Genomic DNA, 12,971 nt, shown 5'->3' with positions numbered 1-12,971 from the left:
GCACCCGGATTCGAACTGGGGACCTACCGCTTACAAGTCAGGCGTTGCAAGCCTTGCCATGATTTGTAATCGGATGGTCTGCCGGCAGCTTACAAGAGGATAGCACTGCGACTTAATGGCTTTCGAGGGAGCGCACGGCGCGACTGAACACGGCACCTTGTGGTGCGAAAGCGTGTTCGGGCCGTGGCCCCGCAACCCACGGAGCTAGCATGAAGTCGAAGATCACCCAGTCCCTCGTCGAGAGGGCGCCCCGGCCCGAGCCGGGTAAGTCGGTCCTGTACGCCGACACCGAGATGAGGGGGTTCTACCTCATCGTCACCGCCACCAAGCGCAGCTTCTACGTCCAGTCCCTCGTCAACGGCCGGCAGGTCCGGACGAAGCTGGGCGACCACCCAGCGATGGACGCCAAGCAGGCCCGCGACCTCGCGAGGCAGACCCTGGTCGGCATGCGGGGCGGCACCAACCCGAACGAGGAGCGCCGCAGGGCCCGGGCGCGCGGCATCACCTTGCGGGAGGGGCTGGACCTGCACCTCAACTCCCGGCGGCTGGCAGACAAGACCCGAAGCGGCTACGAGTACCACGTCACCTACTACCTCAAGGACTGGCTCGACAGGCCGCTGGCCGAGATCGGCGCGGACCGGGCCGGCGTGCGCGAGCGGCACCGCAAGCTCACAGCAAAAAGCGGCGCGACCACGGGCGACAACGTCATGCGGGTCCTGCGCTCGGTCTACAACCGCGCGCTGCGCCAGTTCCCCGACCTGCCGCCGAACCCGGTGGGCAACGTGGACATGAACGGCATGCGCCGTCGCGAGGTGGACGCCAGCCCCGACAAGCTCAGGGCATGGGGCAACGCGGTGCTGTCGCTGGGCAACCCGGTGCGCCGCGACCTCCAACTGTTCATGCTGCTGTCGGGCATGCGCCGGACGGCGTCGTGCGAGGCACGACGCGCGGAGCTCGGCGACGGCCGCCTGCACGTCCCGAACCCGAAGGGCGGCTCGTCCAAAAAGTTCGACCTGCCGCTGTCCTCGGCGCTCGCCGACCTGCTCGCCCACCGCGAGGCGAACGCCGACGGCGTGAGGCGCAAGACGCCCTACCTGTTCCCGGCCGACTCGGCATCGGGCCGGGTGGCCGAGGTCCAGCAGCACGAGCTAGGCGACCTCACCGGCCACGCGCTGCGGCACGCGTACGCGTCCCTCGCGTTGCAGGCTGGCGTGCCGCTGCTAGAGCTGCGGTTCCTGCTTAACCACAGCGCGTCGAGCGGCGGCGTAACGATGGGCTACCTGCACCCGTCGCTCGACCACCTGCGCGAGCACCAAGAGAAGGCATCGCGCTACATCCTCGACGCACTGGGCCTCGTCCACGAGCCCGGGACGTGGCCACCGAGGCTGGCCACCTGATCCGCAGTCGGCACGCGACGCACCACAAGGCGATGAAATGAAAGGGCCACCGCAAAGGTGGCCCTTTCTCGTACACGGCGGGAGAACGCGTCAGCCGTCGGACGGCGCGGGCTCGACCACGCGCACGGTGCGCAGGGCCTCCGCCGACTGCTCCTCGTCCATGTCGGCCGGGTGGTGCTTCTGACGCGGCGGCACCTCGACGCCCTTCTTGCGCATGTCGTTGGCGTACCAGCGAACCGACTTGGCGGTGGCGGCAGCGCCCTTGATCTGCACGTTGACCATCTCGGCGATGAGCGCGTGCGGGTGGCCCGCCGGGTCCATCAGGATCGCACGGGCGAGCGCGCCGATGCCCTTGCCTTGGGGCTTCTTCTCGGTCGCTTCTGGCGTCTCGGTGGCTTCGGCCTTCGGCTCTGCGTGCTGCGCGGTCGCCTTGGGCTTCTTCGGCTGCCCGAACGAGGCCAGGTCGAGGTTCTTGTCGGCCGCGACCTGCTTGATTCGGGCGACGAGCTTGGCCCGGGTCGCGAAGGTCTTGGGCCCTGCGGGCTTGTCGGCGACGCGGTTGTGCAGGGCCAGCAGCTCCTTCATGCTCATTTTGTCCAGCATCACGTCCACTCCTACGTTGGGGTTGTAGGCGCATTAGGTCGCGATTCGCTGGGTCCGGGAGCCCCCCCCCTCTACGAGAATCCGGTGCCCTGCATGGCAGAACAGATATACAACGTCTTTCTACTCTTCGACGCCAAGGACGTATGTTCCGTGGCCGGCTACACCGCCCATGCCCACGAGGGATCGGATCAAGAAGGTATCGACCTTTTACGGGCACGAGTGGACGCGGACCTTGCCATCGCCAAGAAGGTGCGTCTGTCGAAGCCGTTCGCCAGGTCCGAATACAACGCAAGGTGCCGGCTTGGAGAGGGGCATTGCCTTTACGACGAGTTGTTTGTACACGCGGGTGCCGGTGCGTCGCCCCTTTTCGTGTCAACGCCCGTTCTAAATGGGAAGGCCCACTTCAATTACAGCTCCGAGCTTGGGGATCTGGACGTGAACGATGTTTCGGAAAAGTTGGGGGAACCCGGCACCATGGTGGATTGGCTGCGGAAGTACGCCAGTGACGAGGGAATCAATTTCTCCCAGCTCATCCACGATGACTACTTCTTGGCGATCAAGTTGACCTTCAACGCGGGCCTCTATGTCTCCGCAATGAAACTTCTTGTCTGCTGCATCGACAGCCTCGCGTACATCGAGTACGGAGACGACCGGGGAGCCTTCGTGAAATGGATGGAGGAGTATTGCGAGCTAGCACCACTCGGCATAACCGCTGCGGAGTTGTGGGAACTGCGGAACGGCCTGCTTCATATGACGAATCTCAGTTCATCGAAGGTGCGAAAGAAACAGGTTCGCCGGATATCGTTCAGAGTTGGAGATGCGCCGGAAATCCCGCGCGATGTTGGAGGCGTCTACTACTTTGACTTCCTCGGGCTCGTGCAGGCTTTCGCTCAGGCGCAGGCTCGCTGGATAGAGAGCTACAACAATGATCGAGGCAAGTTCGCCACATTCGTGGAGCGGTACGACGAGACGATCTCTGATAGCAGGGTAGCAGTCGCGCGCCTGGGTGGCGGCGGGTTCGCAAAAGCCCCCTAACTGGCTGTCTGGACGCGAAGGTCCCTAAGCCCATGAAAAAGAAGGGGATGCCCTCAGGACATCCCCCTCGAAACACGGCCGGGGCAACCCGTCGCCCCTCTGCGCACCCAACCAGCCCGGCCGCGTTTGCCCGGTCAGCAGAGCGCGAGGTGCGCCTGCCCGTATCCCAGCCGGTCGGCCCGGCGCTTTGTCTCGCGGTCCACGTACAGGTCGAGCGCGCGGCAGTACGGCATGCCCGCGAGGCGCGCCGCGTCGTCGAAGTATTCGGAGTACGGGCGGACGCCCGCGGCCTCGGCCCGCTCGGCCAGGGACGCGAGGAGGTCGTCGCCAGTGCGGAGGGCGCCGACCAGGCCGGACAGCGCGATGGCCACCGGGTGGTCGATCGAGTAGTGGGCCAGCTTACGCATCGTCGCCCCCGATCAGGTCGTGGTCGATGTCGCGCTCGCGCATGGCGAGCTGCACCGAGCTGAGCGGGTTGGCCTTGCCGGCGTACCAGGCGCGGATGGCGACCAGGATGCCCTGGAGGCGCGCGTCGCCCAGCTTGATGTACTCCTGCACCTTCAGGAAGTCGTCCTGCTTCATCGCCGTCGCCAGCTCCACCGGGCCGACCGGGCGGTCCTTGGTGGGCAGGCGGTCGATCAGGGACAGCACGGCCGAGGCCAGGGCGACGTTGCGCGTGCCGACGGCGACCTGGGCCATGTGGCCGAGCTCGGCCGGGCCGGCGTGCTGGAGCTGCTGGAGGTACTCGGTGCGCTTCGGGTCGCCCAGGGCCGCGCGGGCCAGGACCTTGGCCGGGGAGTCGTAGAACTGGCGCTGGCCGACCAGCTGCGCGTGCGGCGCGCCGGCCTCCTTCATGATCTTGTCCAGCTCGGCCTTGGAGTTGTCCTTGATCTCGCGGACGCTGGCGAGCGTCTCGTGCTCGGCGAAGCGCGCCACGTCGGCCGCGCCGATGCCGGGGGCGCTCTTCCAGCGCGCGGCGATCTGCTGCTTGCGGGTCGCGACGTCCTTGTTCAGGCGCTCGATCGCGACGAGGGTGCGCTTGTGCAGCAGGTCCAGGGTCGAGGCGAGCTCGCCGATCTGCTGGGTGCTGAGGAGGGGGGTGTCGCTGAGTTCGATCTTCATGGCTCGCTGGCTCCTGTGAGGTTGGTCCTCCGGTCGCCTGTCACGAGCGCGTGCACCAAGCCGAGGTGCGGGTCACGCGCGCCTGTGCGCTGACCGGATACGCCTGCAATGTGTCGCGGAGCGTTGGGCGCGAACGCCATCGTTCTCCGGACGTGTTTCCCTCAAAGCCGCCGCCGTCTCGGCGGCTTGCGGTTCATGGGCTTGGCGTCGCGCCGCTCCCCGATCGAATGTCAGTGGTCCCCGTCCGGGCGCGCGCCGACGGGCCAACCGCCCGCGCCCCCGCACTCGACGCACATGCGCGCCCGCGCGACGTCGTCGGACCAGTGCGGCCTGCCGCACGTCATGCACCCGACCCAGCCCACGCGGCGCACCAGGCGCGGCGGGTCGAAGTTGGTGTCCACCACGGGCGCGCGTCGCACGCACCCGTCGAATGCCCACCGGGAGGGCTCGGCTACGTCCCGGCCCATCCGCACCGTGGATGGGTCGTGCACCTGGCGCCTGCCCGGCGTGGCGCCGAGCCATCGGTAATTCAGGTGCCTTGGGTCGTGGCAGCGCGCCGTCACGGCGCTGTACCCGATCCCGAGCGCCTGGGCCGCCGACCTGGCGGAGGGGTATCGCACCCCGCCCACCTCCACGGCGACCGGCTGCCCGTTAGTGGCCCCGGTTGACGCTGCCATGCTCGCGCCTGTCCTCGTACTCCAGCGACATGCGCTCCCACTCGTCCTGGTCCAGGCGCGGCACCGGGCCGAGGCAGGTCATCTCGCTGCGCCGGGCCAGGGCGTCGCGCCCGCCCATCGCCTGGACCGCATCGGGCGCAGTGCCCTCGATCGCGCCCAGCATCACGTCGATCTGCTCGGCCTTGGCGAGCGCCTCGGCCACCGTCAGCTTCTCACTCATCGTCGCCGTCCTCGTCGTGCGGCCGCGCCGCGTTGTACTTGCCCAGGAGCGCCACGAGCTGCGCGCGCTCGTCGGCGGGCATCGCCAGCAGGGCGTCGGCCGACAGGCCCGTGTCCTCGACCCTGACGCGCAGCCTGTCCGCCATCTGGTCGCCGTAGCGGAACTTGAGCAGCACCTCCAGGAGCCTGTCGCTGTGCTTCCTGACGGTGAGCGGCCTCTCGTCGCCGGTCTGCGGGTCGCGCGTCGTGGAGAGCTGCCCCTGGTAGATGACGGGCTCCTCCACGCCGAGGCAGGCGCGGCGGTACGCCTCGTCCAGGAGCGCGTCCATCGCGACGTCGATGGCCTTCTCCCAGCGGGTGCGGAACTCGACGTCGTTCTGCTTGTACTCGAACGCGAGGCGCCTGGAGATGCCGCACGCCTGGGCCGCCTGCTTCGGCGACGCGGTGTCCTCGAGCACCTGGAGGAAGACCTCCTGCACCTCGGGGGTGAACTTCTTTGCGGCCACGGCCGGCTCCCGAGAAAATGGCTTACGGCGTGATCGTGTCGTGTTAGGCGCGCGCAGGAAGCCAGCGTTTCTCCTTCGGGGTCATCGGCTTGGAGTGGCCCCGCTTTCTGCCTGCTGATTAGCGGGCCACGGCTCCGGGACGGTCCACGCGTGCGAGGGAGAGGTCTGGCGCGAGGTCGGACGGCGACTCGGCCGCGTTCCCTTGAAGGTCGCCACGTCCGACGCGCTCGTCCAGGCTCAGTCCACACCGACTCCCGCATCCGGCGCGCTGCACCGCGTTCTCAACGGCGATTCGGAAGCTGTGCACGAAGCTGTGCGTTGTTTTTCTTTGTTTTACTTAGCTTTATTGATCTACGAACAACTTGCACAGCATGCACAGCTTATTTCTCACCGACGACGAATTGACCGCCTCTCACAACTGTCGAGCGCTTCGGCTGGACCTGATAGGGGCCGAAAGTCCTAAAAATGATTTCGGCGCCGAAAACCTCGGGCGTGTCGTGCACCGAGGCCTAAGCGCATGATCCGTAAACCGAAACGAGCAAGAAAAAAGCCGTGCGCCGAGTGTGCGGCGCACGGTTCTGAAGCTGTGCCCAGCTCAGTCCCATAGCTGCTTTGGGTTTGCTCCCACGATCGCGGCAAACCTGTTTCGAGCCTGGTCGAGCGCGGGGATCACGTACACCCACCGGCCCTTGCGGGTACCGCTCCTTATCTGCCGCTTCGTCACGCCCACCTTGGTGAGCAGGACCTTTGCCAGGCCAGATAACGTTCTGGGACGCTTCGTGCGACTGCGCGCGAAGGCCAGGTAGCTGTCATAGAACTCGTCCTTGTCCAGCTCGATCGCGCCGGCATCCCAGTCCCTGTCATCACCGAAGCCGGGCAGCTCACCCACGTATAGCAACGAGTGCCACCACTCGAACTCGGGTTCCATGCCGCGCAGCTTTTGGTCGGCAAGCGCGCTGTTCTGCGGGATTTCGTTGCGCGGGTGCCATCCCCGGATGTCGCGCGCGAGCATGTCGTGCAGGAAGGCGGCGCGGCCTCCCTCGTCTAGCTGGCGGTTCAGCGCGCTGAAGAACGCGTGGTCGTCCTTGCGCGAGTCGTTCACCTCGAACACCGCGAAGCGCCGCTCGCCGTCCAGGCCCGCGGGCACGACCCAGTCGGAGTTGGAGGCCATGACGATGTGGATCAGGTTCTTGCCCATCACGGCGTCGCGGCCCTTGCCCTCATAGGCGACAGTCGGCTCGGTCACCAACGCCTTCAGCTTCGCCTCGCCCGACTTGTCGCCCGCCCAGAAGGCCTCGTCGGCGAACAGGCAGACGCAGTTCTGCAGGTGCGAGTTGAACCGGCCGGTGATGTGCTCCGGCGAGCTGATGTGCAACCCGTGTGCCCCGGCGATGTGCTGGAGTACGCGGCCGAGCGTGCCCTTGCCCGTGCCCTTCGCGCCCCTGAAGGCGATCGCCACCTCGGCCGCCTCCGAGGGACGCTGGAACATCGCGGCCATCCAGTTCAGCACGTAGCGGTAGCCCTGCGGGTCGCCATCGGTCAGCACCTCGCGGATGAGCTGGTCCAGCAGCGACCAGTCACCCGGCGCCGGATCGACGGCCCAGCCGCGCCACAGGTTCAGCCATCCGTCGTGGTCGCCTGACGGGTCGAAGATGACGCCCTTGTATTGGCGCCGCTGCGGGTGCTTGAGCCAGAACTGCGCCCGCGTCGTCGGCCTGTCGTTCACCTGCTCGACGAAGCTGTTGCAGTAGAGGTTCTGGAAGTCCTCCTTAGTGGAGCGCTGGTAGAAGTGCCTGCCGAGTACCGGGTCGAACTCCTCTGTGAAGACGCGGAACTTGCCGTTCTCCATGACGACACAGTGCTGGGCGTTCATCTCCTCCAGGATTGCTGCCTTGCCCTCAAGCTTCGGCGGCTGGCGCAGCGTCGCGTCGTCCACTCCCCGGCCGATTTCGGCTGGGTCTTCGTAGGCGTCGAAGTCGTCCTCCGGCGCGGCGTGCGGGACGCCCGCGCCGTGCTTGGCGAGCACCTGGTGCAGGTGGCGCACCGTGGTCGGCCTGCCGCCCTGGCCTGTGCGGGACGCGAGCGAGTCCCAGCGGTAGCCGATGGACTCCGCGTGGTCGCCGTATCCAGCGGCCTGCGTGCTCCAGGCGATGAACTCCTCGCGCCCCGCGCCCGCGGTCGCGTGGTGGCAGGCGCACATGAGCTGGAACCATTCGTCGTGCGTGCCCTCGCCGTAGTCGTCGGGCGGCAGGTCGGCCAGCGCGGCGGCGAGTTGCTCCGGCGTGATCTCGCCCCACCTGTCGGTGTCGCCGGTCCCCTCGGGCATCTCGACCTGGCGGACGCGCAGAAGTTCGAGCAGCGCGGGCGGCGCGCCCGGTGTCTCGTCGGGGCCGAGCATCCAGAACTCCGACTCGTACCGGCACCCGGTCTCGGGGTGCACAGAGCCTGGCGCGACGACCTGCCCGCCGTGCTTCTTGAAGTCGATGCCGGGGAACTGCGGCAGCCTGCCGACGGTGGCCAGCCCTTCCGGCTTGCGAAGGTAGTAGTGATGCCCGCCGCCACCCGTCGCGACGTGTGGGCAGCGATCCAGGTCCAGGCCGGTTTCGGCGACCAACGCGCGGAGCGAGGCGTCGCCACCGTTGCGCGGGTCTACGTCCACGACCAGGTCGGCAGCGCGCAGCCGCACGCCCAGGTTGCCGCCGCGGGCCCGTGTCTCCGCCAACACTTCGACGGGGTCGTAGCGGCGGTTCGGCCAGTCCTTGTCCCTCGGCGCCTTGCTGCCACCCCTCAGGGGGACCAACTCGTAGCCGGCGCGGACCAGGAACTCGGCGTCGTCGAATGATGGCGTATCGGCGGGGTGCCGCTCGGCATCATTGACCCTGTGAGCTTCGGCAAGCTCCGTCTCCTGGTCAGTTGTAACCTTGCGCCCGCCTTGCACGCGGGCGTTTTCTTCTCCGGCCATCGTTCAGCCCTCCGCGTTGGCGATGCGGGCGGCCAGCATCGCGGCGGCGACCTTGCGGACGCCCTCGCTCATCGGCTGGCCCCTGGCGTAGTCGCGCAGGTCGCCCATGCGGTAGCGGATCAGCTTCGGCCCGACGCGGGAGTACTTCGGCCCGCCGCCGTGGCAGCGGTACCACGACAACGTAGCGCGCTTGAGCCGCAAGAGCGCGGCGGCCTCCTCGGGCTTGACCATCGCCTCGTCGGGAAGCGCGTGCAGCTCGGCCAGCTCCTCGGGGGTGAGCTTCATGGGTTCGGGGGTAGTCACAGGCGTGCTCCATCTCCAAGTTCCCGCGACGGCGGAATGCCGCCGGGGGACTGGGCCTGCTGTGCGTCGCAGAGATGGGCTGCCCAGGTCGTCACGCTGGGCTGGCCTCGGCTGTTCTTGCCACCGAAAGCACTTCTGATCGCCATAGCCATTGCCGACGATCCTCGGGCTGGTCTGGTCCGCAGCCCGATTAACCACACTGTACCCGGATGGTTCTCGCGCGCATACCAGCACTTCGCCCGGTTTCCCCGATGAGCCCGTGTCATTCGGTTCGGTCTAGGCCGATCTAGTATCAGGCGGTGCGTCGAGGTCCCCTACCCCCTGCGGAGGCAGCACCGTCCCTGGACGGGCGAGGTGCTGCACAGGTGGCATCAAAATGCTAGAATTGAATGCCCACGGCGGGACTCGAACCCGCAAATCCTGGCCGGATGTCGGTTTTAAAGACCGCTGCGTTTACCAGTTTCGCCACGTGGGCTTGCAGTACAAACAAAGGTGAGCGACTCGCTTTCCACGCGGGGTGGGGCTTCCAAGGGCCTCACCCCGCTTTGTTTCTGGCCTGTGCGCACGGAAAGCCCGGTCACTCGCGGTGGGCGGTGGCGCGCAGGCACGCTATCTCCTCATGACGCACTCCCCTTGGTGCTGTCCTTGCGCATACGCGCGATATAGGTGCCGATCATCGTGCTCAGCATGTCCCAGTCATCGGCGTCCAGATTCTTCGGCACCGTGATGACCGCAGCCTCCTTGCCGGGGATCGGGATCGTAAAGTGCTCCACGTCGTCCGACTTCGGAGTACGCTGACCGCCCTTGTGTTTGTCATCTGCCGCTGGCGGCGGGGGCGGCGGATCGTTACCGAGCGGCGCACCCGAGACCTTCGAGACAGTGTTGCCGTCGACGTTCACGACGCCGGTGGTGCCCAGGTAGTCCAGCACGGTCTCCAGATTCCGCCGATGCCCCTTCTGGGCTTTCGACGCGTCCGCCAGGAACTGGATGGCCTCGTCCTTACTCAGTTGACGGAAACCCAGTTTCGGCAGCAATTCCTTGGCCGCCCACGTCTCCGCCATAATTCCGCGCAGCTTGGTCGCAGCCGTGTCGGGGTTCCACTCGTATGCGTGCAGGTAGTCGAACACCGCGTCGACCGGCCGCTGCTTGCGCCCCTCAGCGATGAGGAAGCCACAGTCGCTGAGGTAGGGGTTGCAGAGCGAGATCGACGACGCCGCCAACCCCGAAATCACGGCAGAAACCTCGTCGTTCGACACAGCTTTCTTCTCGGGCCCACTGGCTGCGGCGTATGCGCGCAGTACGCTCATCTGCTTGTCGAAGCTCACCCGGTCGGTAGGGATCACCTTGACCAGCTTGTTCATGCGCGGGCGCGGGCTAGCCTGCGCCCCACCGTTGGTCGCGAGGGCGTCGGCTTCGTCTGAGTTGTCCAGTTCGTCGCTCATCACGGTTCCTCCAGGATGATGGTAGCGTACATGAGCGGCTCGACGACTGCAAGCGTCTCGTCATACCAGACATATGAAGTCCAAGGTCGCTGAAGGTAGTACGGCTATCTAGCTGATTTTAAAGGAATTATCCGATATGCGTTTACGCATACCGACAAGATCATCCTTCTATCCGGATGATAGGAAGGCCTAAGTGTGGGCTGGCAATCGCGGCTCGCCCTATAAACGTGCTTTGAGTCACGCATCTATGAAAGAGCTGAGATCATACAGATCGGTTTTTACCCAGGGCGAAGCGAGGAGCTTACATCTCGTGTAGAACGGCCGATGCTCGCCGTAGATCGGTACGTACGGACACCATACGAGCGTAGACGGTCTACCCAATAAGCCAGGTCAACCAGCCTTCCCTAGAAAGTGGCGTGCGGCGCTGATGCGTGATGGATGCTAGGCGAGGCGCGGCGGTGAGCCACTAGCGAGATAGGAGAATGCGCTAGCCATCTGGCGGTATCGGCTTAACGTGCCATGCCCAGCGAGTTCGCTGACTGCGTGTGTTCTGTCCACGAATAAAGAGCCACCTTTGCGGTGGCTCTTTAACTTCATCGTGACCGTATCAAAGACATGCCCCCGCCCAGGCGTCGGCGACGTTATCCCGCCCCTCAAGGATCACGCTCTTGCCGCTCGACACGAAGCGCCGGAAACCCATGTATCCGCCGAACTCGTTTTTGGCGTTGACCCGACCGCAGGCGACCATGCCGAACTCCTCGGTGTAGTTGGCGCGCACGTCCTTGAAGTGCGCTGAGTCCGGGTCCTTCAGCTCGCGCCTGACGGCGCGCTCGGCCGCGACGATGGTCTCGGCGCCGAACCACTTCTCCTGCTGCGCCTTCTTCTTGGCCGCCGACATGGGTTGCTCCGGCTCGGGCTTCGACGCCTCTGGATGCTGCGCCTGCTTCTGCGACGCCTCGGCCACTGCGGCGGGCGTGTCGGCAACCGCGGGCTCGCTGCGCGGCACCACCTTCGACCCGATCCAGGCCAGGACCACCAGGACGACCAGAAGAATCCCCATCCGCTTCATGCACTCCCCCTGAGCAACGCTAGTAAATAGTCTATTTTGGACTAATCCAATACGGACTCTAGCGTGCGGTGACCTGCCTGTCACCGCGCGATGGCCCAATCGACCCACAACCCCGACTACCAGTTACTGCTGGCCGTCCTGAAGGCGGCCCGCAAGCGGGTCGGCGTGTCGCAGGTCGATCTGGCCGAGCGGCTGGGGAATACGCAGACCTTCGTGTCGAAGTGCGAGCGCGGGGAGCGTCGGATCGACGCCGTGGAGCTGGTCGAGTTCGCCGAGGCGCTCGGCGTGGAGCCGCTCGGGCTGCTGGGCGAGTACCTGGAGCAGCGCGCGGCCAGGCTGCGCCCGAGGTCCAGAAAGAGCAGCGCGAAGGGGCGCTGACCGCAGGAATGGTGCCGCTTGTCCGATTCGAACGGACGACCTACTGATTACAAATCAGTTGCTCTACCAACTGAGCTAAAGCGGCGATGTCGTACTTCTTTTGCTCAAACCGTGTTCGGCTCGACCCACAGTCTACGCGCTGGCGAGCCTAAAGCCTTGCCGCGCTTAGCCTTTCCGCCGGTCACCACAACAACCGCGTCCGAGTTACAAGGCGGTTGCTCTACCAACTGAGCTATGCCGGCATGATCGGCATCGTGCGATGCCCGATGGAAGACCGCAAGCGCGGAGCGATGCGCGGGCGCCGCGGGGCGCATTCTACGCGAGGAACATGGCCGGCGCGGCGGAAGGACGGGCGGGCCGACACCCGCGCCTGGCGAACTGGCCGTTACGGCACCTTGGCGCAATCGATCGTGTCGGCGCGGGCGGCGCCGGAGATGCGGCGCGCGGCCGCGGTCTCGAAGCCGGCGGGGGCGGCGACGTCGATCCAGGTCTGGGCCTGGGCGCTGCCGCCGACCGGCTCGGCGAGCGCGTCGGCGAACCCCGCCGCGTGCAGCGCGGCTTCGCGGCTGCGCGCGGCGCGTTCGCTGCCGTAGCGGCCCAGCGCGATGGTGCTGTTCGCCTCGCCGTCGGCGGCGACGAACAAATCGTCGAAACCGGCGGCGGAAATCTTCGCCGCCACGGCCTGCGCGGCTTCGCGGTTGCCCGCCACCGGCATCTTCACGCGCCAGCCGCGCGCGCCGGGCGTGAGGCTGCGCTCGCGCAGGCGCGTCACTTTCGACTGCAATTGCGCGCGCGCCTGCGCCGCCTGCTCCGCGTTCTCGAAAGGCCCGAGCGCGAAACAGCGCGCGGCGGGAGGCACCGCGGCAGCCGGCGTTGCCGCCGCATCCGGCGGCGGCGTGGCGGGCACGGTGGTGTTCGCTGTCGCGGTGTTGGCCGCCGCGGCGGGCGCCGCAGCCGTACCCGCCGTGGTGGCGGCAGTCGGCGCAGGCGAAGCGGGCACCTGGGCCGGCGACGGCGTCGAGGATGTCGGCGGCACCCCGGTCGATGGCACCGCGGCGGGACGCGGGGCGAGCGTGCCGCGCGATTCGCGCAGCAGCTGCAGGCGTGCGACGCCTTGCGGTTGCGCGATCGGCGCCACGCCCGCATCGTCGCCGCGCGTCGCCCACCACAGGGCGACCCCGAGGTTGAGGACGATCAGCAGAACGAGCAGGGCGCGCAGGAGCATGGTCGGGATTCTATTGATTTGCCGCGCCCAATG

13 protein-coding genes and 1 tRNA gene are annotated in these 12,971 nt (G+C 66.7%); 3 read left to right on the top strand and 11 right to left on the bottom strand.

The window, feature by feature from the left end; translation table 11 throughout:
* The first annotated feature begins 209 nt into the window (after nt 1-209).
* Nucleotides 210-1,397, top strand: a complete 1,188-nt coding sequence (locus MD221_RS07330) for an integrase family protein (protein ID WP_242109132.1) — start codon at nt 210-212, stop codon at nt 1,395-1,397.
* Nucleotides 1,398-1,487: 90 nt separating this feature from the next.
* Here the strand turns inward: MD221_RS07330 and MD221_RS07325 are convergent, their stop codons facing one another.
* Nucleotides 1,488-1,988: a hypothetical protein gene (locus MD221_RS07325; protein ID WP_425602232.1), complete on the bottom strand. Its 501-nt coding sequence runs from the start codon at nt 1,986-1,988 to the stop codon at nt 1,488-1,490.
* Between the two features lie 105 nt (nt 1,989-2,093).
* On the opposite strand from MD221_RS07325, the gene MD221_RS07320 reads away from it, so the two are divergent.
* Entirely contained in the window at nt 2,094-3,035 is a 942-nt protein-coding gene (locus tag MD221_RS07320) for a hypothetical protein (protein WP_242109130.1), read from the top strand.
* A 134-nt stretch (nt 3,036-3,169) separates the two neighbouring features.
* On the opposite strand, the gene MD221_RS07315 is transcribed toward MD221_RS07320, so the two are convergent.
* The 8 genes from MD221_RS07315 to MD221_RS07280 form a co-directional block, all read right to left on the bottom strand.
* Complete coding sequence (locus MD221_RS07315) at nt 3,170-3,442, bottom strand: hypothetical protein (protein ID WP_242109128.1); 273 nt, start codon at nt 3,440-3,442, stop codon at nt 3,170-3,172.
* Nucleotides 3,435-4,157 (bottom strand): hypothetical protein, encoded by a 723-nt coding sequence (locus MD221_RS07310; RefSeq protein ID WP_242109127.1) that lies wholly within the window; start codon nt 4,155-4,157, stop codon nt 3,435-3,437. The genes MD221_RS07315 and MD221_RS07310 overlap by 8 nt, the downstream gene beginning before the upstream one ends.
* Nucleotides 4,158-4,808: 651 nt before the next feature.
* Nucleotides 4,809-5,054 (bottom strand): hypothetical protein, encoded by a 246-nt coding sequence (locus MD221_RS07305; protein ID WP_242109124.1) that lies wholly within the window; start codon nt 5,052-5,054, stop codon nt 4,809-4,811.
* Nucleotides 5,047-5,559: a hypothetical protein gene (locus tag MD221_RS07300; protein ID WP_242109115.1), complete on the bottom strand. Its 513-nt coding sequence runs from the start codon at nt 5,557-5,559 to the stop codon at nt 5,047-5,049. Before MD221_RS07300 ends, MD221_RS07305 begins: the two co-directional genes overlap by 8 nt.
* 595 nt (nt 5,560-6,154) lie before the next feature.
* Nucleotides 6,155-8,521, bottom strand: coding sequence for a bifunctional DNA primase/polymerase (locus MD221_RS07295; protein WP_242109112.1), 2,367 nt, complete (start codon nt 8,519-8,521; stop codon nt 6,155-6,157).
* 3 nt (nt 8,522-8,524) lie between these two features.
* Nucleotides 8,525-8,824, bottom strand: a complete 300-nt coding sequence (locus MD221_RS07290; protein ID WP_242109103.1) for a helix-turn-helix transcriptional regulator — start codon at nt 8,822-8,824, stop codon at nt 8,525-8,527.
* Between the two features lie 617 nt (nt 8,825-9,441).
* Nucleotides 9,442-10,266 carry a hypothetical protein gene (locus MD221_RS07285; protein ID WP_242109100.1) on the bottom strand — a complete coding sequence of 275 codons (825 nt, stop codon included), beginning with the start codon at nt 10,264-10,266 and terminating at the stop codon, nt 9,442-9,444.
* 607 nt (nt 10,267-10,873) lie between these two features.
* Nucleotides 10,874-11,335, bottom strand: a complete 462-nt coding sequence (locus tag MD221_RS07280) for a DUF1207 domain-containing protein (RefSeq protein ID WP_242109099.1) — start codon at nt 11,333-11,335, stop codon at nt 10,874-10,876.
* Nucleotides 11,336-11,425: 90 nt separating this feature from the next.
* Here MD221_RS07280 and MD221_RS07275 point away from each other — a divergent pair, with 90 nt between their 5' ends.
* The gene (locus MD221_RS07275; protein ID WP_242109097.1) at nt 11,426-11,713 is read left to right on the top strand and encodes a helix-turn-helix domain-containing protein; all 288 of its coding nucleotides are present in this window, start codon (nt 11,426-11,428) and stop codon (nt 11,711-11,713) included.
* A 9-nt stretch (nt 11,714-11,722) separates the two neighbouring features.
* Here MD221_RS07275 and MD221_RS07270 read toward each other — a convergent pair.
* Together MD221_RS07270 and MD221_RS07265 are read right to left on the bottom strand one after the other, a co-directional pair.
* Nucleotides 11,723-11,798 (bottom strand) — tRNA-Thr (locus MD221_RS07270).
* Between the two features lie 300 nt (nt 11,799-12,098).
* Nucleotides 12,099-12,938: an SPOR domain-containing protein gene (locus MD221_RS07265; RefSeq protein WP_242109085.1), complete on the bottom strand. Its 840-nt coding sequence runs from the start codon at nt 12,936-12,938 to the stop codon at nt 12,099-12,101.
* Nucleotides 12,939-12,971 lie beyond the last annotated feature (33 nt).

Origin of the sequence: Luteimonas aquatica (assembly GCF_022662575.1) — a bacterium.
In the GTDB taxonomy this organism is placed as follows: domain Bacteria; phylum Pseudomonadota; class Gammaproteobacteria; order Xanthomonadales; family Xanthomonadaceae; genus Luteimonas; species Luteimonas aquatica.
This window is presented reverse-complemented; position numbering and strand designations above follow the sequence as displayed.

Coding starts and splice junctions, on each gene's coding strand:
- MD221_RS07330 (WP_242109132.1), top strand. CDS start 210: ATGAAGTCGAAGATCACCCAGTCCCTCGTCGAGAGGGCGCCCCGGCCC.
- MD221_RS07325 (WP_425602232.1), bottom strand. CDS start 1,988: ATGAGCATGAAGGAGCTGCTGGCCCTGCACAACCGCGTCGCCGACAAG.
- MD221_RS07320 (WP_242109130.1), top strand. CDS start 2,094: ATGGCAGAACAGATATACAACGTCTTTCTACTCTTCGACGCCAAGGAC.
- MD221_RS07315 (WP_242109128.1), bottom strand. CDS start 3,442: ATGCGTAAGCTGGCCCACTACTCGATCGACCACCCGGTGGCCATCGCG.
- MD221_RS07310 (WP_242109127.1), bottom strand. CDS start 4,157: ATGAAGATCGAACTCAGCGACACCCCCCTCCTCAGCACCCAGCAGATC.
- MD221_RS07305 (WP_242109124.1), bottom strand. CDS start 5,054: ATGAGTGAGAAGCTGACGGTGGCCGAGGCGCTCGCCAAGGCCGAGCAG.
- MD221_RS07295 (WP_242109112.1), bottom strand. CDS start 8,521: ATGGCCGGAGAAGAAAACGCCCGCGTGCAAGGCGGGCGCAAGGTTACA.
- MD221_RS07285 (WP_242109100.1), bottom strand. CDS start 10,266: ATGAGCGACGAACTGGACAACTCAGACGAAGCCGACGCCCTCGCGACC.
- MD221_RS07280 (WP_242109099.1), bottom strand. CDS start 11,335: ATGAAGCGGATGGGGATTCTTCTGGTCGTCCTGGTGGTCCTGGCCTGG.
- MD221_RS07275 (WP_242109097.1), top strand. CDS start 11,426: ATGGCCCAATCGACCCACAACCCCGACTACCAGTTACTGCTGGCCGTC.
- MD221_RS07265 (WP_242109085.1), bottom strand. CDS start 12,938: ATGCTCCTGCGCGCCCTGCTCGTTCTGCTGATCGTCCTCAACCTCGGG.